The following is an 18,844-nucleotide window of genomic DNA, read 5'->3' as shown; positions in this document are numbered from 1 at the left end:
ATTTAAAAAAATGAAAAAAATCGCTTTACTACTTGCCTTATGTCTTACCAATATGAGTTTCAGTCAAGGCAATACGCACAAACAACAAGCTGGGAAATTTGAAGGGCTGGCAATGACACCGCCTATGGGATGGAATTCCTGGAATACGTTTGCAACTAATATTGACGAAAAGTTAGTAAAAGAAACTGCAGACATTATGGTTTCTTCTGGTTTGGCAGCAGCGGGTTATAATTATATTGTTTTAGACGATGGCTGGATGACACACGAACGTGATGCAAATGGTGATTTGGTGCCTGACCCTGAAAAATTTCCAAACGGAATGAAGTCGCTTATTGATTATGTGCATAGTAAAGGCTTAAAATTCGGATTGTATAATTGTGCAGGAACAAAAACCTGTGCAGGTTATCCAGGAACAAGAGGTTATGAATATCAAGACGCAAGGTTTTATGCTAAACTAGGAATTGATTTTCTAAAATACGATTGGTGTAACACAGAAGGAATTACAGCTAAAGAAGCTTATGCAACTATGAGTAACGCTTTGAAGACTGCTGGAAGACCAATTGTTTTTAGTCTCTGCGAATGGGGAGATAACCAGCCTTGGGAATGGGGAAAACCGGTTGGGAATCTTTGGAGAATTTCTGGAGATATTTATCCTTGTTTCGACTGCGAATTCAAACACCCAGAAAATTGGTCCTCTTGGGGATTCATGAAAATTGCCGATATGCGAAAAGATATTCGTAAATATTCTGGACCAGATCATTGGAATGATTTTGATATGATGGAAGTTGGAAACGAGATGAATGATACAGAAGATAAAACACATTTTGCAATGTGGTGTATGCTTTCTTCTCCTTTATTTACAGGAAACGATTATCGTAAAATGTCTAAAGAAACTTTGGCAATTTTAACCAATAAAGAATTGCTTTCTGTAAATCAAGATAAACTTGGAATTCAAGGTTTTAAATATATCATTTTAGATGGGGTGGAAGTATGGGTAAAACCGCTTTCAGATGGTGCTTGGGCAGTTAGTTTTGTTAATAGAACAGAGACTGCAAAAAAAGTTGCTTTTGATTGGAGTAAAAACAATTTCAAAGATATTGATTTTGGATATGAAGCCGATTTTAGTAAAACAACATTTAAAATAAAAGATCTGTGGAAGAATAAAGAAACTGGAAACACTACAAAAGTATTCAGTGCGTCAATTGCATCGCATGATGTTATTACATTAAAACTAATTCCTTAAAAAAATCATCCTATGAAATTGAATATTTGGTGTTTAGGTTTTTTACTAGTAATGTTAACTGCAGTTTCAAACGCTCAATTCGTAAAAAAACATGGAAAATTAAGTGTGCAGGGAACCCAGCTTGTGGATAAAAATAATAATCCCATTGTTCTCCGCGGACTGAGTTTTGGGTGGCATAGTTTATGGCCGAGATTTTATAACGAAAAAGCAGTAGATTGGTTAAAGAAAGATTTCGATTCTAATGTAGTTCGTGCAGCAATGGGTGTCGAACTCGGAGATCTTTCATATATTAATAATCCGCAGTTTTCTAAAGAAAAAGTTGATGCCGTTGTAAACGGAGCTATAAAATCAGATATCTACGTGATCATAGATTGGCATAGTCATAATATAAACTTGAAAGAAGCAAAAGAATTCTTTGCCGAGATGTCAAAAAAATATGCCAAATATCCTAATATTATATATGAGATCTTTAATGAACCTGATTATGAAACCTGGTGGGAAGTAAAAAATTATGCCGAAGAAGTAATTCAAGTGATACGAGAAAACGATCCTGATAATATCATTTTGGTTGGCTGTCCGCGTTGGGATCAAGATATTGATCTTCCTGCCGAAGATCCCATAACAGGCTACAAGAATATAATGTATACGATGCATTTTTATGCAGCAACCCACGGTAAAGAATTACGAGACAGAACAGATGCTGCGATTGCTAAAGGCCTTCCAGTGTTTGTTTCTGAATCGGCTGGGATGGAAGCTTCAGGAGATGGACCGCTGGATTATAAAGCTTGGCAGGATTATATTGATTGGATGGAATCTAGAAAAATAAGCTGGATTACGTGGTCAATATCAGATAAAGATGAAACGTGTTCGATGTTAAAAAAGACAGCTAAATCTGAAGGGAAATGGAAAGACGAGGATTTAAAAGATTCCGGAATTAAAGTAAGGGAGTATTTGAAGAAGTATAATAAGCAAGACTAAATAATTTATTGGAATTTTAGAAGGAGCCTGTTCATAATTTGAGCAGGCTCTTTTTTTTCTCTATCTATTATGTTTTTTTTGACTTCTATGCTTTTTATTAATATGAGAAATGTAGGTTTTGTAGATAATGTTTTGTAAGAATTTTGTTTGTTGTTTATTTATTGTGTTTTTAATTTTTGCAATTTCAAGTTCTGATTTAAAATTATTTATTTTTAAACTATACCCCTAAAATTTTAGGGGTGTTTGGTTTTTAGTGTTATAGTTTGGCTTTTATATGTCAGTTTTTCGCTTTATTTTTATGTTCTGCCCTTTAATTTTAATTGTTTGTCTTAAAATTTTGTTATTGAATTTTCAAAAACAAATAATTATAAATGTCAAATAACGATTATTGGCAATTTAATTTTTGTAATCCGTAATTCTTCGCCTAAAACGTCAAAAAAGCAGTTCTGAATTATTCTACTCATACAAAAGTTAATAAATTCGCTAATGAAAATGATGATGTTTTAGGGGCGTAAAATAGGGTTTTAGAAATGACTTATACTATTAAATAGATATATAAAAGATTAACTAACCAGAATCAATTAATAACTAAAAACCAATTTAAAACATGAAAAAAGTATTTCACATTTTAGCCGCGATGTTAACAAGTTCTTTTGCTTTTGCCCAAGAAGATGAAGCAGCGGCTTCACCAGCAACCACCTGGGGAGGCTCTGCAGATGCGTACTATAAATATGATTTTTCAAAACAGATGAATGGATTAACGAGCTTTACCAACTCACAAAATTCATTCGAATTAGGAATGGCGTCGATCGAGGCAGGTCATACTTTTGGAAAGGCTTCTGTTTTCGTAGACTTAGGTTTCGGAAAAAGAGCAGCAGAGTTTTCATATAATGAAACACCAGATAAAGATGCAAGTGCAAAATTTTTAATTAAACAATTGTTCTTTACATACAATTTGACAGATGAATTTAAAGTAGTGGCAGGTAGTTTTGGAACTCATATTGGATATGAAGTATTAGATGCTGTAGATAATAAAAACTATAGTATGTCTTACGCTTTTTCTTATGGTCCATTTTTCAATACCGGAGTTAAAGCGCAATACACTACGGGTAAATTTACAGCTATGTTAGGGGTAACAAATCCAACTGATTTTAAATCGGCAATGGATGCGGGATCTTATCAAAAAACGTTCATTGGACAGCTGGGTTACATCGGCGATACAGGAAGTGCTTACTTGAATTTTACAACAGGAAGTACTAATCCAATACCTGGAAGTATAATTCCAGTATCAGACGAAAATAAAACTCAGTTTGACTTGACTGCATCTAAAACAATCAGTGATAGTTTTGGTCTTGGGTTAAATGCAACTTATGCTAAAACTACAAATGATTTTGATAGTGCTTTAGATGGTGAATGGTTTTCGGTAGTGGGATATGCTAATTATTCATTCAGCCCATCATTGCTTTTGGCTTACAGAATAGAATATTTTGATGCTAAAGACGCGGCGCCAAGTATGGGAACATTAACAGGATCTAGTGTATTTGCAAACACAGTTTCGTTAAATTATAAAGTTGGAAAACTTACAATTATTCCGGAGCTAAGATACGATGCTGCTTCTGAAGATATATTCTTAGATAAAGATGCATTGCCAACAGGAGGAAGCTTCTATGGTTTAATTGCAACAACATACTCTTTCTAGAGATAAAGATTGATATTTTTTTTTTTTTTTTGGAGCTGTCGAAACATACTAATGTTTTGGCAGCTTTTTTATTGGGAAGAAGTTTTTTGATTAGTTATGAATTATAAGTTATGAATTATGAATTATTGTGTCGGTTATTTGTAAGTTCTGAGTTATGATGTTTGTCTTAGATCTTTAATTATTGTGTTTATATATCGTAGCTTGTAGAGACGCACTGCAGTGCGTCTAACTTTGGATAGGAGAAAATTAATTGTTCATTATTATTCCTGCTATTAAAACAAAAAAAAACGCATTTCTAAAATCTTAGAAATGCGTTAATTATTTTAGAATTTGAATTTATTTACTGAATTTGTTTTTTATAAATCGAATAAATAGTGTCAATTGTTTTTCTGTCTAAAGTTGAGGTTGCATCAGTTTGAATATAATGTAACTTGAAAGCCTGAATTGCAGAGGATAAATTTTTGGTATTATATCCAATTATTCGCAGTGCAGGTTCAATTTTAAAATCAAATGGTGCAGGTTCTAAAACTTCGTCCGGCCAGATTCCGAATCCTTTCTCAGCAAGTGTCTTCCAGGGAAATAATGCGCTTGGGTCTTGTTTTCTTCCTGGAGCAATATCCGCATGACCTAAAAAGTTCTGAGTCGGAATGTTATAATCTTTTTTCAGTTTCGTAAGCAGAGCAACTAAACTGCTGATTTGTGCTTCTGTAAAAGGTTTAAAACCATTATTGTCCAGCTCAATTCCAATAGAGCAAGAGTTTAAATCTGTTGTTTTTCCCCAAGTAGAATTTCCAGCATGCCAAGCTCTCAGGTAATCATTAAGCATTTGCACTACTTTTCCATTTTCAGAAATAACATAGTGAGCGCTAACTTGAGTTTTAGTTTTTGTAAATGTACTAATGGTCTGCTGAAGTGAATCCTGAGCAGTATGATGAATAATTACAAAGCTTGGTTTTCTTAAATTAAAATTAACTGTACCAATCCATTCTGTATTAATTCCATTTACTAAATAAGTAGAACCCGTTTTAGATAAAGTATCTTTCACGATTCCCAATTGCTGTGCGTAAGATGTATCAATAATAACAGAAGTTGCAGGAATTGGCTTTGCTTCTTTATTCGTAATTTGGTTTTCTAATGTTTTAAGCTGCTGATCGTAAGCTTTTTCCGTATTCTTGTACGGATTAGTAGAGCATGAACTGATTATAACAGCTAAGATCAGATAACAAAAATGTTTTTTTGTCATAATTCGTTGTTTATAGTTTTAAACGATTATTCTTTAATTTTCGTATCTGTTTCTTCCTTTAATTCCTTAGAATCTTCTTTATCTTTATCTTTTTTCTTTTTTGATTTCCCTTTTTTGACCTCTTTAAAAGATTCCATAAAAGTTTTGTATTTATCAACTTGATCTGGATTTAAAAAGGCTCCAATTTTTTTATCAGTACTTTCTCTTAAAGCTTTTATTTGTTCGATTTTTTGTTCTTGGCTGCTGCTTTCGTTTTTCAATAAAATACCTTGTTCTCTTAAACTGTCTGCTAAAACATTTGTAATTGCAATTGCCTGCAGGTCGTCTAGTTTTACTTCTGGTCGCATAGATTCAACAATTTTGGCCGCAGTTTCTTCTACAGGTACTTCTTTAGGTTTGCTTGGAGTGCCTTGCTGCTGTCCAGCCATCATACTTCTGTCCATTCCCATTCCGCCGCCTCTGTTGTATCCATTTCCATAGCCGTTATTGTATCCGTTTCCATATTGTGCAGATGCAGTCGAGAAACAGAATAAGCTTAAACCTAAAATAAATAAAGTTTGAATTGGTTTCATAAAAGTATTTTATCTAATGTTAACTATTGTTCAGCGTAAATTTAAGCAGGTTCCCCGTATAAATCAAATTCTGTCGCCTCAATTATCTTGATATTAACAAATTCGCCAGTTTTTACGTAATGTTTAGAAGCGTCAATCAGTACTTCATTGTCAACATCAGGACTATCAAATTCTGTACGCCCAACAAAATGCGCGCCTTCTTTTCTATCAATAATACATTTGAATGTTTTGCCTACTTTTTCTTGATTTAAATCCCATGAAATTTGAGACTGTAATTCCATGATTTCATTTGCTCTCGCTTGTTTTACATCATCAGGAACATTGTCCTCTAGTAAGTAAGCATGAGTGTTTTCTTCGTGAGAATAAGCAAAACATCCCATTCTGTCAAATTTCATTTCCTGAACGAAATCTTTCAAAATCTCAAAATCTTCTTGAGTTTCACCCGGATATCCAACAATTAATGTAGTTCTAATTGCCATTCCTGGAACTGCAGCACGAAAATCTTTCAATAACTGAGTGGTCTTAGCTTGTGTTGTGCCACGACGCATAGACTTCAAAATCGAATCTGAAATATGTTGTAAAGGAATATCAATATAATTACAGATTTTTGGTTCGCGTTTCATTAATTCCAAAACATCCATTGGGAAACCAGTAGGATAAGCGTAATGAAGGCGAATCCATTCTATACCTTCAACTTTTGCTAATTCTTCCAAAAGTTCTGCAAGATTTCTTTTCTTATAAAGATCAAGTCCGTAATATGTTAGGTCTTGAGCAATCAAGATCAACTCTTTTACTCCGTTTTTGGCTAAGCCTTGTGCTTCTTTTACTAATTTTTCAATTGGCTGAGAAACGTGAGAACCTCTCATTAAAGGAATTGCACAAAAACTGCAAGGTCTGTCGCATCCTTCTGCAATTTTTAAATAAGCATAATTTTTTGGAGTTGTGGTTAAACGTTCTCCAAGCAATTCATGTTTGTAATCTGCTCCTAAAGCTTTTAATAGTTGAGGAAGCTCTGTAGTTCCAAAATATTGATCAACATTCGGAATTTCCTTTTCTAAATCTGGTCTGTAACGTTCAGATAAGCAACCTGTCACGAATACTTTGTCAACAAGACCTCTGTCTTTTTTATCAGCATATTCCAAAATCATGTTTACTGATTCTGCTTTGGCATTATCAATAAAACCACAAGTGTTAATTACAATAATGTTTCCTTCTTTTTCCGCTGGAGCTTCATGTTCAACTTCTTTTCCATTTGCACGCAGCTGTCCCATAAGGACTTCACTGTCATAAACATTTTTTGAACACCCAAGAGTGATTACGTTAATTTTGTTCTTTTTTAAAGACTTGGTTCTCATACTTTTATAAATTGGAGTGCAAAATTACACTTTTTTATTCAAACACCGCTTGTTTCGGTTTTATTTAGATGTTTTTTTCGAACGTTTCTGGGGACAAAAACGTTTTTTTTATAGATAAAAAAAATCCGTCAAAATTATTTTTGACGGAAATTTTCATTCATCTATTTATTCTTAATTACAATTCAAATAATAAAGTAAGTGTTACATTGTTCAGTTTGGAGTTAATGTTCGCTCCGTCTGTAAAACCTGTAGCAAAAAATCCTTGGTTCGATTTTCTCTCTAAATAAGAGTAAGCTAAATCTAATTTAGTGCCGCCGAAATTATATCCTAAACCACCAGAGTAACTGTTTAAATCTCCAATTGTACTTCCGTTTTTATATGGACTTCCTTCAAAACGATATCCAGCTCGCAGGCTTAACTGATTAATTTTATATTCACCACCAATACGAAGTTCTCCAGTGCTTGTCAAAGTATTGCTGATGTCAGTGTTTAAATCTCTAAAACCAACATCATTTGTAGGTTTGAATTTTGCATTTCCATAGTTTTTTACGGCATAATCAACACTTAATAAACCTGATTTCCCAAAAACATAAGCAGCACTAAAAGTCCATTTGTCTGGAGTTTGTAAAGTGTAAGATTCGTAGACGTTTACTATGTTTGGATTTACAGAATTGTTAAAAATCTCACCGGCGCTAGTTTCTGTCGTAGAATATAGACTTTGTGATAGTTCATCATAAAGCTCATACCATGTATTTGATTCGTATGCTACTCCAAGTCTAAAAGAATCAGTAACTTTACCAATTGCTCCAAGTTGGAAAGAGAAACCGTTTCCGTACGTGTATAGTTCGTTGTTAAAACGTACATTCGAAATTGTTTCGTACGTCTGTAAAGGGTTTTTGTTGTACTCATAAAAACTTGATGATCTTCTGTAGTCTGTGACGTGAACATTTAGGTTTGCTCCGAAATATAATCTGTCTTTATATGAGGTTGCAATATTAAAACCTACCTTACTATTATATCCTCTAGTATAGATTTCGTTTTCTTGGAAGTAATTTCCTCCTTCAGGAACATTACTAATGTATTGGCTGTTTTCTGGGTTATTTGTTAAAGGATCAATGACGTATCCTTCAAGTCCAAAAAAAGCCTGTTGTTCTCTGTATTCTAAATCTCTATAATCTGCATTTGAAATGTTTCCCAATGGGATTCCATTTGCAAAAGCCAAGAAATAACCGTCAATAGAATTAGTAGGGTTGGTTCCAGCAGAGAAAGTACTATTGTTGAAATTATTTGTGTTCTCGTATGTTGCTCCAATTGTTATTTTATTCCATCCAGCGTTTGGGTTATTATTTTTGAATACAAAAACACCTCCCGCTTGGTTTAAAGTGAAAGAATTTTCTTTATCGGACGTTTCAGTACCAAAATAATTCGAGTTGTTTTTAATATTCTGATTGCTGAAAGAAATTCCAACTTGGTTGGTATTGAAAACTGCAGATCCCGCTGGGTTAACGCTTAAAGAAGATAAATCGCCTCCAACTGCTCCAAAAGCTCCACTCATGGCTCTAAATCTTGCAGTACCAGTTATATTGTCTTGAGAATAACGCAAAGCATCTGAAACATCTTGAGAGTATGACGCGCTGACAGTTAGTCCTGTTATAAATAGGAAAAATAGTTTTTTCATCTAGATAAATTTTAGTTTTGAATTTAGTTTGCCGGAAGATTATCTTCTTCCACCGCCGCCTCCGCCAGATCTCATTCCACCGCCTCCGCCGCCGCCAGACGATCTCATACTTCCTCCGCCACTATTCATAGAACGCGATGGACTGCTAGGAGTGTAACTTCTAGATGAGTTGCTGTTGTTGCTAGGAGTATAACTTCTATTTGTTGTAGTGTTACTATTGTTATATGATCTTCTGCCGGAGTTGTAATCTACGCTGTTAGTGTTAGCTCTTCTATTAGTAAATGTTGGGCTTGATGTTCCTCTGTTTACAGTTGAGCTTCTTCTGAAATCGCTATAGCTGTTAGAAGATCTATTTGTTGTGTAGTTTCTATTGCTGTTGTACGTATTTCTATTTGTAGTGTAGTTTCTGTTTGATGTATACCCTCTGTTCGAAGTGTAATTTCTGTTAGAAGCATAATTTCTGTTTCCATAATATGCAGCAGAACCTCTTCTTCCGTAGCTGTAGTTGTAATTGTTGTAGCCGTAATAGCCGCCTCCCCAATATCCTGGATAACCCCAGCCTGGTCCCAATAACTTGGGTAGCCCCAGCCTCCTCCCCAGTAGCCAGGATAGCCCCAGCCCCAGTAACCGCCATATCCCCATCCGTAATAAGGATATCCCATTCCGAATCCGAATGACCATGTTGGATCAGAGTAAACATTTACTGAAACTTCAGAATTACTGCTTCCCCATGCAGGATAGCCTACAGAAGCTGTTTGAGTACTGTCGTTTTCTGCATAATTGGTATAGTTGTCAACGTCGGTAAAAATTTCTGTCGGTTGGTTGTCATCTTGCAGTGATCTGAAATAATCTTTGTATTGATTGTTTGTGCCGCTAGACTGCTGCACATATCTGTTTGATGAAGAATTACCATACACGCCATCATTATCATGATAGGATGAATTTTGGTAAGAACCACACGACGCAAGTAATAAACTCAATAATCCAAGTAAGTAAAAATGATTAGAGTTTTGGCGAATAGAAATGTTAGTTTTCATATCTGTGGTGTTTTTTATTGTTGCACATTACAAAAATAGTTAGTTTTGTCAAACTATTTAGTTAAAATTATTAAAACAAAATTTGTGCCAAACTATATAATATGAGTAAGAACCTCACTACAAGATCAGAAGATTATTCGAAATGGTATAACGAGCTGGTTGTAAAAGCAGATCTAGCTGAAAATTCAGGAGTTAGAGGCTGTATGGTAATTAAACCGTACGGGTATGCTATTTGGGAAAAAATGCAGGCTGAATTAGATCGCATGTTCAAAGAAACTGGACATCAAAATGCGTATTTTCCTTTGTTCGTGCCGAAAAGCATGTTTGAGGCTGAGGAGAAAAATGCAGAAGGATTTGCAAAAGAATGTGCTGTTGTAACACATTATAGATTAAAAAACGATCCAGAAAAACCAGGGAAATTAATGGTTGATCCAAATGCTAAACTAGAGGAGGAGCTTATTGTTCGTCCAACAAGTGAGGCTATAATTTGGTCTACATATAAGGGATGGGTTCAATCATATAGAGATTTACCTTTGTTAATTAACCAATGGGCAAATGTTGTTCGTTGGGAAATGCGTACGCGTTTGTTTTTAAGAACTGCAGAGTTTTTATGGCAGGAAGGACACACAGCTCATGCTACAAAAGCGGAAGCTATTGAAGAGTCTGAAAAAATGATGAATGTCTATGCGGAGTTTGCTGAAAATTTTATGGCGATTCCAGTTGTGAAAGGTTTTAAAACCGAAACAGAGCGTTTTGCTGGTGCAGATGAAACCTATTGTATTGAAGCGTTAATGCAGGATGGGAAAGCGTTGCAGGCTGGTACATCACACTTTTTGGGTCAGAACTTTGCTAAAGCTTTTGATGTTAAATTTGCTAATGCAGAAGGAAAGCAAGAACATGTTTGGGGAACGTCATGGGGAGTTTCTACTCGTTTAATGGGTGCTCTAATCATGACGCATTCTGATGATCAGGGATTAGTACTTCCTCCAAATTTAGCTCCAATACAAGTTGTTATTGTTCCTATATATAAGACAGATGAACAACTGTCTCAAATTACAGAAGCAGTTAATGAGTTGACAGCCAAATTGAGAAAATTGAAAATTACGGTTAAATTTGATGACAGAACGACACAAAAGCCAGGGTTCAAATTTGCTGAATGGGAGTTAAAAGGAGTTCCGGTACGAATTGCTGTTGGTCCAAAGGATTTAGAAAATGGAACTTTCGAGGTTGCTAGACGTGATAACTTAACAAAAGAAGTAGTCGAGGCTGGTAATATTGTGGACTATGTAAATGATTTATTGGAGCAGATTCAAAATGACTTATTTAAGAGAGCTTTAGATTACAGAAATAGTCATATTACGGAAGTAAATAATTTTGAAGAGTTTAAGGAAGTTTTAGAAGGTAAAACTGGCTTTTTGTCTGCTCACTGGGATGGAACTCCTGAGACAGAAGAAAAGATAAAAGAATTGACAAAAGCTACAATTAGATGTATTCCTTTGGATGCTGTTGAAGAGGCGGGAACCTGTGTGTTTACTGGTAAACCTTCTTCTAAAAGAGTGCTTTTTGCGAAGGCATATTAAAAAAAAAATATTTTTTTTAGCTTAGCTATTGTGCAACTAAAAAATAGATGTATCTTTGCATCCGCATTAGAGAAGCACGGTCCGTTCGTCTATCGGTTAGGACGCCAGGTTTTCATCCTGGTAAGGGGGGTTCGATTCCCCCACGGACTACAAGTTATATTACATATTGAAAAGTTTCCAACTTAGGAGAATTGAGGTCCGTTCGTCTAGGGGTTAGGACGCCAGGTTTTCATCCTGGTAACAGGGGTTCGATTCCCCTACGGACTACAAATTAGTTGTAAATAAGTTTTGTAAAACAAGAATTGGTGTCTCGGTTTTTGTTTTATTAGTTAAAACCAAAGTGATTGCCTGGCAATTGTGGGAGGTTTTTCTTTTTTAACTAGTATTTATAATAATTATTACATCTAAAATTAAAAGAAATGGCAAATCATAAGTCAGCATTAAAAAGAATCAGAAGTAACGAGAAAAGAAGAGTTCTTAACAGATACCAACATAAAACTACTCGTAATGCTATTAAAGCATTGAGATTAGCTACTGATAAAAGTGATGCTACTGCAAAATTATCAACTGTAATCTCTATGATTGATAAATTAGCTAAAAAGAACATCATTCATGATAATAAAGCTTCTAACTTGAAGTCTAAATTAACTAAACATGTTGCTAAATTGTAATTAATTACAATTTGATAGATATAAAAAGTCCTCTTTTAGAGGACTTTTTTTGTTTTTATCTAAGTGGGGAATCCAAAATCTAAATCTGGAATTACTGTAGATTCAGAAAAAATAAAATCCAAATTCCAACACTTCTATGAAGTTGGAATTTGGATTTTTATAGTAAATGTTCTCTACTGATTCGACCTGGTACTTTTGGAAATTTGAATTTAAATTCCAATTTTTTTCTTAAGATACTCCAGCATTGGTTGTGTAATGGGTTTGGAAAGAAAATCGATGATAATTGGATATTGTTTTGCTTTAGCTAAATCTTCTGGATCAATTGTAGACGATAGAACAATTACAGGAGCAGAATTAAATTCATTATAATCTGAAGAAGTAAAGTGATCTAAAAATTCCCAGCCGCCCATTATTGGCATATTTAAATCTAGAAAAATCAATTCTGGTTTTCTTTTGTTTTTGTCATTGGTGTATTTTAAGGTGTTAAAATGATGGAGGGCTTCTTCACCGTTTTGAGCTGTAATGACTTCATGTGAAAATGAAGATTTAGAGATTACTTTTTTGCATAACATTAATGTGATGGGGTCGTCGTCAATGCATAAAATCTGCTCAAGCATAATAATTAATTTTTAAATGTTATTGTAAATGTAGTTCCTTTATTGACTTCGCTGTCTACTGAAATTGTTCCTCCCATTGTTTCGACTTGAGATTTTACAAGGTAGAGACCTAATCCTTTGCTGTCGGGGTAGTTGTGAAATCTTTGATATAGTCCAAATACTTTATCGCGGTTTCTTTCTAGGTCAATTCCAATGCCGTTGTCTTTAAAGGTTAATATTGTTTTGTTTTCTATTTTTTCTGCGGTTATAGAGATTTTTAGTTTTCTATTTTCCGATTTGTATTTTATAGAATTGGTTAGTAGGTTTAATAAAATGCTTTCAATGTAGGCTTTGTTAGTGATGAGTTCTGGTACTTTATCAAACTTAAGTTTTATAATAGGTTTGTGTAATTCTATTTGAAACGAAAGCTGGCTGAATACATTTTCAAAAACTTCTTTTAATGAGGTTTCCTCTTTCTGCATCGATGGATTGTCTTTAATAATGATAACTTTTACTAAGTCATTAATCGTTTCGTTTAATAAATGTGTTGACTTAGTAAATCCTGTAAGGATTTCCTGGAGTTCCTCGCTCTCTACGGGGATGTCTTCTATTAAGTTTAAAAGTCCGATTAAATTAGATAATGGCGCTCTAAGATTGTGCGATGTTATGTAAGAAAACTGTTTTAAGTCTTTATTGTTTTGAGTTAGTTCTCGGATGAGATGCTCTTTTTCTGTTTCTAATTTTTTCTCATCGGTAATATCTCTTTGTATAGAAATCCAGTGTGAAATAGCTCCTTCGTTGCTGAAAATGGGTATCATAGAAAATCTTACCCAATACTCTTCTTTATTTTTGGTGTAAGTAATAGTTTCTATCAGACATTCTTCTTCATTTTTTATCGCTCTTAAAAGTTTCTTTAACTCATCAGAATCCGATTTTGGGCCTTTGAAGATATTAGGCGATTTTCCGATTATTTCATTCGACTGGTATCCCGACATTTGAGAAAATGCGGGATTTACATATACTATTTTTGGAATTTTTCCTTCCGGGGAATTGGCCTCAGTTATTAAAATAGAATCTCTCGACTGGGTAATTACAGTCTCTAAAAGTTTTAATCTTTGTTCTTCTTCTTTTTGTTTAGTAATGTCTTGGATAGCACCAATCATTCTAATGGCCCTTCCGTTTTCATCTTTTAGCAAAAAACCTCTGTCTAAAACATATTTATAGGTTCCGTCTGCGCATCTAAAACGGTATTGATCCTGCCATTTTTCGGTTTTTTGTTCAATAAATGAATATAATTTTATTGACATTCGGATACTGTCTTCCGGGTGAATTTTGTCAAACCACCATTTAGAAGTTTTGCCTACTTCTTCGGGGTTATAACCAAAAACACTTTCAATACCTTTATTCCAGTTTATCCTGTCCTCTTGAATTTTCCAATCCCAGATAGTATCGCTTGTTGCCTTTGCTACAATGTCATATTTCTCATTAGATTCTTTTATTTCTTCGTTGGTTTTGTTTAGCTTTTGAAAAATGGTAATGCTTCTTTTTTCTTTTTTTGCAAGTATAAATCTAAAAACTAATGCAGTTATTAAAATAAATACAATGTCCTTTATTAGTGATAAGTAAAAGTATTCTGTTGAAGAAAAGTAAGTTATGAGTAATTTATGACATAAGACCGCCATAATTATCGAGATGATTGAGTAAATAAGAGTAATTTGGAGAGTTTTACTTTTCATTACTTCAAATATAGTTAAATTAACTATAACTAAACATATGTTAATATTATTTTGGAAGCTATATTTTGGCGTTTTATATTAACTAATTGATTGTATATACGTAAACTATGTTTAGAAACGTTTTTTATTAAAAAATAAAGTGTACCTTTGCAGCCATTAAAAATCACAGATGGAATCTATTAGAAACATTGCAATTATTGCCCACGTCGATCACGGTAAAACCACTTTGGTTGATAAAATTATGTATCACTGTCAATTATTTCGTGAAAACGAAAACACAGGTGATTTAATCCTAGATAATAACGATTTAGAGCGTGAGAGAGGTATTACAATTACTTCTAAAAACGTATCGGTTCAATATAAAGGAACAAAAATCAATATTATTGACACTCCAGGCCACGCCGATTTTGGTGGTGAAGTTGAACGTGTATTGAACATGGCCGATGGTGTATGTTTGCTAGTTGATGCTTTCGAGGGACCAATGCCACAAACTCGTTTCGTTTTGCAGAAAGCGATTGATTTAGGATTGAAACCTTGCGTAGTTATCAATAAAGTTGATAAAGAAAACTGTACTCCAGAAGAAGTTCACGAGAAAGTTTTTGATCTAATGTTTGAATTAGGCGCAACTGAAGAGCAATTAGATTTCCCAGCGGTTTACGGTTCTGCTAAGAACAACTGGATGTCTGATGATTGGAGAAATCAAACAGAAAACATTGAACCATTATTAGATATGGTTATTGCTAATGTTCCTGCTCCAAAAGTTTCTGAAGGTACTCCTCAAATGTTAATTACATCTTTAGATTTCTCTTCTTTTACAGGTCGTATCGCAATTGGTCGTCTTGAAAGAGGTGTTTTGAAAGAAGGTATGCCAATCTCTTTGGTAAAAAGAGACGGTAAAGTAATTAAATCTAGAATTAAAGAATTACACACTTTTGAAGGTTTAGGCCGTAGAAAAGTAGAACAAGTTATTGCTGGAGATATTTGTGCTGTAGTTGGTATTGAAGGTTTTGAAATTGGTGATACTATCGCTGACTTTGAAAATCCAGAAGCTTTACAAACTATTGCTATCGATGAGCCAACAATGAGTATGTTGTTTACAATTAACGATTCTCCTTTCTTTGGTAAAGAAGGTAAATTTGTTACTTCTAGACATATTCGTGAAAGATTAACAAAAGAGCTTGAGAAAAACTTAGCAATGAAAGTTGGAGAAACTGATTCTGCTGATAAATTCATGGTTTTTGGTCGTGGTGTATTACACTTATCTGTTCTTATTGAAACAATGAGAAGAGAAGGATATGAGCTTCAAATTGGGCAGCCACAGGTAATCATTAAAGAAGTTGATGGTGTTAAATGTGAGCCAATTGAGGAGTTAACTATTGATTTACCAGAAAACCTTTCAGGTAGAGCTGTTGAATTCGTTACTATCCGTAAAGGTGAAATGCTTTCTATGGAAGGTAAAGGAGAGCGTATGATTATTAAATTTAACATCCCATCTCGTGGAATTATTGGTTTAAGAAATCAATTGCTTACTGCTACTGCTGGTGAAGCTATCATGGCACACCGATTCATTGGATATGAGCCTTACAAAGGAGAAATTCCTGGACGTAACAATGGTTCATTAATCTCTATGGAAAACGGAAAAGCAATTCCTTACTCTATCGATAAATTACAAGATCGTGGTAAATTCTTTGTTGATCCTAACGAAGATATTTATGAAGGTCAGGTTATTGGAGAAAATACTCGTAGCGACGATATGACTGTTAACGTTACTAAAACGAAAAAACTTTCTAACGTACGTTCTTCTGGAGCTGATGATAAAGCTAGAATTATTCCAGCTGTTAAATTTTCACTAGAAGAAGCTTTAGAATATATTCAAAAAGATGAGTATGTTGAAGTTACTCCAAAATCTCTTCGTTTAAGAAAGATTTATTTAAGTGAAACTGATAGAAAAAGATATAAAATCTAATTCGATTTAATTTTCAATATAAAAAATCCCAAATTCCATTAAAGAATTTGGGATTTTTATTTTTATGCTTTGATTGAAATTGCTTTTTAAAATTGGAATTTCAAATTTCAAATTTTGGAATTTAAAACGCTATCTTTTCAGAGAAAAATGGCCTTTTACATTTTTTCCATTAATGAATTGAAGAGTAAACCAATAATCATCTGCAGGTAATTGCTGTCCATTAAAAATCCCATTCCAGCCTGTATTGTTTTGATTCATTTGCTTTAACAGTTTTCCGTAACGATCAAAAATTGAAATAGTATAATCCGGCATTTGATCTATATTTTTAATTGTCCATAAATCATTGAAACCATCTTCGTTTGGAGTGAAAAATCGTGGATAATCTAAAACATAAACTAAAAATGAGTTGGATATACCACAGCCATTTTTGTCTCGAGCTGCAACATTGTAGATTCCAGGATTTACTTGTGTAAATGTGGGATTATCTTGAAAAACTGATCCTTCAAGAGAAAATTCATAATTCCCAGCTCCCGTATATTGAATTGATACAGTATTATCTACTCCAGAAAAATCTTTTACTTCAACTCCAGTAATTACGGCAGGTTCGGATAAAATTACTTTAAAAGTCTTAGTTTTTTGACAATCATTTGAGTTGGTAACTTGAACAGAATAATTTCCTGCACTAGTTACTCTTGTTGAATTTGTCGTTTCTCCATTTGACCAAGTGTAGCTTTTAAAGCCAGTTGCAACTGATAATGTTATTTCATCTCCTTTGCATAGATAGAGTATTTCATCTTCAAAATTTGCTGGATCAAAAGTATGTACAACTAACTCAATAGGCACGATGTCATAACAGTCGGATCCATTAGCTGCCCGAGCATAAATAGTTTGACTATTTGGGATCGTATTTTTGAAAATGTTTGGAAGTGCATTTGTTTCTGTTATAGCGTTATCTGCCGTCAAATAATAATTAATAACTAATCCCGTCGGAAGTCCTGTTAAGATTTGTGGTGTAACTTCAGAACTTAAATTAAATTGATACAAACCATCTTGAATTTCATCTCCGTCACATGTTGCTATTGGAGATTGATCAGGAATTATGGTACTAGAGATATTTAAAGTAATTTGTGGGACGGTATAACAGCCGTAAGAGTTTTCAATTCTAGCAAAAACGAGTTGATTAGGTGTTTTGTTAGTGTAACTCTGCGGATTTATTATTGGATTTGTTTTGGTTTGTGCGTCGACTAAGGTTTCATAGTATCCTTGATTGGTAATCTGCGTATTATTGTTTTTTACAATATTTGCAGCTTTTGTCAAATTAAAAATAGAAATTCCATCTGTGTTGTCATCACATTGTAACAAAGAAGTGTTTGTTGAAGCAATTTCAGGGGTAAATTCAACTGTAATTTCACCAACTGATATGCAGGTTGTACCCTTTATAGCAGCTTCAACTTTGTATATTCCTGCAGAAGTTACGGTATAGTCAGGATCAGATTCGCCAGCAATTTGATTGTAATTATTGGATGAATCTTTTTTAAACCATTTAAAATTGTAATCAGCGGGGTTTAATTTAGTATCTAAAACAAAATTTTCCCCATAACAAATAGGATTATTATTGGCCGCTGTTCTGTCTTCCCCAAAATTTATTTTCGATACAAAACTTCCGCCCTCAATAAAAACAGCCGAATTATACTGTCTTGTGGCATCATCCGCAATTACTAATTTCAAATGGTATTTTTTACCAGGAATAACATCAGTGTACGCATTCATGACTGTTGTTTGTCCCGCATAGTTAATGGGACTGGAAGCAGAGTTGTAGCCGTTAAAATAAGTTTCATTTTGGGGGTCACATCCTTGTATTACTCCCTGAGCAGTAGTAACTGAATTTATTCTAGGATGCACAGTAGTTGCAGAAACTGGTGTAGTTGAGTTGGGTAAAACAGCTAAATTTTTATAATCTTCAGAACTGCCTGCTTCTTTAATTAAAAAAGCAAAACCATCTGAAAATCGGCAAGGGTAGTAAGATTGATATTCATTTGAAGCAAACAGATAATTAAAACTAATTGAATTTGTTAAAGCTGTAAAATCAAATTCCAGTACTGTGGCTTGTTTACTGTCGTTGATACCTAATGCGTTATCCAAATCATTATCTCCATTCCATGACTGGACTTGTGTTCCTTTGGAATCTGCTTGAATGTACGGGCCTTCAGCATTTTTACTGGGAGAAGTACTTAAAACTAGTCCGCTCGAAAAAGGGAAATTTGCACCAGCTGTAAATGAAGCATAGCTTTGGTCATTTGGCGTCGGATTTCCTGAGGCATTTATATTTTCAAGATTAATACAAGAACTATTTATTAAAATATTCTGAGCTAAATCTGCAGCTGTTATATTTGGATTAACAGAAATATTTTGAGCTCTGGCCTTAGGAAAGGCACAGAGCAACAGGAATAGAATCAATAAAATTCTTAAATATTTCATAGTATAACAAAT

Annotated in this window: 14 protein-coding genes and 2 tRNA genes; 8 read left to right on the top strand and 8 right to left on the bottom strand. The window is 34.0% G+C overall.

The genetic code is table 11. The features are described 5' to 3' along the window. Positions 1 to 10: 10 nt before the first annotated feature. The 3 genes from HYN86_RS20400 to HYN86_RS20390 all read left to right on the top strand — a co-directional run bounded on the left by HYN86_RS20400 (position 11) and on the right by HYN86_RS20390 (position 3,920). Positions 11 to 1,243, top strand: a complete 1,233-nt coding sequence (locus HYN86_RS20400; RefSeq protein WP_113679718.1) for a glycoside hydrolase family 27 protein — start codon at positions 11 to 13, stop codon at positions 1,241 to 1,243. 12 nt (positions 1,244 to 1,255) lie between these two features. After that, complete coding sequence (locus HYN86_RS20395; protein ID WP_113679717.1) at positions 1,256 to 2,221, top strand: glycoside hydrolase family 5 protein; 966 nt, start codon at positions 1,256 to 1,258, stop codon at positions 2,219 to 2,221. A 607-nt stretch (positions 2,222 to 2,828) separates the two neighbouring features. Next, on the top strand, positions 2,829 to 3,920 hold the full coding sequence (locus HYN86_RS20390) for an outer membrane beta-barrel protein (RefSeq protein ID WP_113679716.1): 1,092 nt from the start codon (positions 2,829 to 2,831) through the stop codon (positions 3,918 to 3,920). A gap of 340 nt (positions 3,921 to 4,260) precedes the next feature. On the opposite strand, the gene HYN86_RS20385 is transcribed toward HYN86_RS20390, so the two are convergent. The 5 genes from HYN86_RS20385 to HYN86_RS20365 form a co-directional block, all read right to left on the bottom strand. Continuing rightward, entirely contained in the window at positions 4,261 to 5,163 is a 903-nt protein-coding gene (locus HYN86_RS20385) for an N-acetylmuramoyl-L-alanine amidase (RefSeq protein ID WP_113679715.1), read from the bottom strand. Between the two features lie 26 nt (positions 5,164 to 5,189). Continuing rightward, positions 5,190 to 5,735 (bottom strand): hypothetical protein, encoded by a 546-nt coding sequence (locus HYN86_RS20380; RefSeq protein ID WP_113679714.1) that lies wholly within the window; start codon positions 5,733 to 5,735, stop codon positions 5,190 to 5,192. 41 nt (positions 5,736 to 5,776) lie between these two features. Further along, positions 5,777 to 7,090: a 30S ribosomal protein S12 methylthiotransferase RimO gene (gene rimO, locus HYN86_RS20375; protein WP_057116837.1), complete on the bottom strand. Its 1,314-nt coding sequence runs from the start codon at positions 7,088 to 7,090 to the stop codon at positions 5,777 to 5,779. Between the two features lie 175 nt (positions 7,091 to 7,265). After that, on the bottom strand, positions 7,266 to 8,768 hold the full coding sequence (locus HYN86_RS20370; RefSeq protein WP_113679713.1) for an OmpP1/FadL family transporter: 1,503 nt from the start codon (positions 8,766 to 8,768) through the stop codon (positions 7,266 to 7,268). 305 nt (positions 8,769 to 9,073) lie between these two features. Continuing rightward, positions 9,074 to 9,805: a hypothetical protein gene (locus tag HYN86_RS20365; protein WP_230406399.1), complete on the bottom strand. Its 732-nt coding sequence runs from the start codon at positions 9,803 to 9,805 to the stop codon at positions 9,074 to 9,076. A 101-nt stretch (positions 9,806 to 9,906) separates the two neighbouring features. Here HYN86_RS20365 and proS point away from each other — a divergent pair, with 101 nt between their 5' ends. The 4 genes from proS (at position 9,907) to rpsT (ending at position 12,056) form a co-directional block, all read left to right on the top strand. Next, the gene (proS, locus tag HYN86_RS20360; protein ID WP_113679712.1) at positions 9,907 to 11,385 is read left to right on the top strand and encodes a proline--tRNA ligase; all 1,479 of its coding nucleotides are present in this window, start codon (positions 9,907 to 9,909) and stop codon (positions 11,383 to 11,385) included. A 78-nt stretch (positions 11,386 to 11,463) separates the two neighbouring features. Beyond that, positions 11,464 to 11,535 (top strand) — tRNA-Glu (locus tag HYN86_RS20355). Between the two features lie 45 nt (positions 11,536 to 11,580). Further along, positions 11,581 to 11,652 (top strand) — tRNA-Glu (locus HYN86_RS20350). 152 nt (positions 11,653 to 11,804) lie between these two features. Next, the gene (gene rpsT, locus HYN86_RS20345; RefSeq protein WP_089052957.1) at positions 11,805 to 12,056 is read left to right on the top strand and encodes a 30S ribosomal protein S20; all 252 of its coding nucleotides are present in this window, start codon (positions 11,805 to 11,807) and stop codon (positions 12,054 to 12,056) included. Between the two features lie 209 nt (positions 12,057 to 12,265). On the opposite strand, the gene HYN86_RS20340 is transcribed toward rpsT, so the two are convergent. After that, positions 12,266 to 12,673 carry a response regulator gene (locus tag HYN86_RS20340; RefSeq protein WP_113679711.1) on the bottom strand — a complete coding sequence of 136 codons (408 nt, stop codon included), beginning with the start codon at positions 12,671 to 12,673 and terminating at the stop codon, positions 12,266 to 12,268. A 5-nt stretch (positions 12,674 to 12,678) separates the two neighbouring features. Next, on the bottom strand, positions 12,679 to 14,388 hold the full coding sequence (locus tag HYN86_RS20335) for a PAS domain-containing sensor histidine kinase (protein ID WP_113679710.1): 1,710 nt from the start codon (positions 14,386 to 14,388) through the stop codon (positions 12,679 to 12,681). Positions 14,389 to 14,557: 169 nt separating this feature from the next. Here HYN86_RS20335 and typA point away from each other — a divergent pair, with 169 nt between their 5' ends. Further along, positions 14,558 to 16,354, top strand: a complete 1,797-nt coding sequence (gene typA, locus HYN86_RS20330; protein ID WP_113679709.1) for a translational GTPase TypA — start codon at positions 14,558 to 14,560, stop codon at positions 16,352 to 16,354. A gap of 129 nt (positions 16,355 to 16,483) precedes the next feature. Here typA and HYN86_RS20325 read toward each other — a convergent pair whose 3' ends face one another. Further along, positions 16,484 to 18,832: a T9SS type B sorting domain-containing protein gene (locus HYN86_RS20325; RefSeq protein ID WP_113679708.1), complete on the bottom strand. Its 2,349-nt coding sequence runs from the start codon at positions 18,830 to 18,832 to the stop codon at positions 16,484 to 16,486. Positions 18,833 to 18,844: the final 12 nt, after the last annotated feature.

Source organism: Flavobacterium fluviale, assembly GCF_003312915.1.
Classification (GTDB): domain Bacteria; phylum Bacteroidota; class Bacteroidia; order Flavobacteriales; family Flavobacteriaceae; genus Flavobacterium; species Flavobacterium fluviale.
The sequence above is the reverse complement of the archived record's forward strand: the minus strand, read 5'-3'. Positions and strand labels throughout refer to the sequence as shown.

Bases quoted from the DNA above. Each gene is read 5' to 3' on its own strand.
- HYN86_RS20365 (WP_230406399.1), bottom strand. From the start codon at position 9,805: ATGAAAACTAACATTTCTATTCGCCAAAACTCTAATCATTTTTACTTA.
- HYN86_RS20370 (WP_113679713.1), bottom strand. From the start codon at position 8,768: ATGAAAAAACTATTTTTCCTATTTATAACAGGACTAACTGTCAGCGCG.
- HYN86_RS20325 (WP_113679708.1), bottom strand. From the start codon at position 18,832: ATGAAATATTTAAGAATTTTATTGATTCTATTCCTGTTGCTCTGTGCC.
- HYN86_RS20400 (WP_113679718.1), top strand. From the start codon at position 11: ATGAAAAAAATCGCTTTACTACTTGCCTTATGTCTTACCAATATGAGT.
- HYN86_RS20385 (WP_113679715.1), bottom strand. From the start codon at position 5,163: ATGACAAAAAAACATTTTTGTTATCTGATCTTAGCTGTTATAATCAGT.
- HYN86_RS20335 (WP_113679710.1), bottom strand. From the start codon at position 14,388: ATGAAAAGTAAAACTCTCCAAATTACTCTTATTTACTCAATCATCTCG.
- HYN86_RS20380 (WP_113679714.1), bottom strand. From the start codon at position 5,735: ATGAAACCAATTCAAACTTTATTTATTTTAGGTTTAAGCTTATTCTGT.
- proS (WP_113679712.1), top strand. From the start codon at position 9,907: ATGAGTAAGAACCTCACTACAAGATCAGAAGATTATTCGAAATGGTAT.
- rimO (WP_057116837.1), bottom strand. From the start codon at position 7,090: ATGAGAACCAAGTCTTTAAAAAAGAACAAAATTAACGTAATCACTCTT.
- rpsT (WP_089052957.1), top strand. From the start codon at position 11,805: ATGGCAAATCATAAGTCAGCATTAAAAAGAATCAGAAGTAACGAGAAA.
- HYN86_RS20340 (WP_113679711.1), bottom strand. From the start codon at position 12,673: ATGCTTGAGCAGATTTTATGCATTGACGACGACCCCATCACATTAATG.
- HYN86_RS20390 (WP_113679716.1), top strand. From the start codon at position 2,829: ATGAAAAAAGTATTTCACATTTTAGCCGCGATGTTAACAAGTTCTTTT.
- HYN86_RS20395 (WP_113679717.1), top strand. From the start codon at position 1,256: ATGAAATTGAATATTTGGTGTTTAGGTTTTTTACTAGTAATGTTAACT.
- typA (WP_113679709.1), top strand. From the start codon at position 14,558: ATGGAATCTATTAGAAACATTGCAATTATTGCCCACGTCGATCACGGT.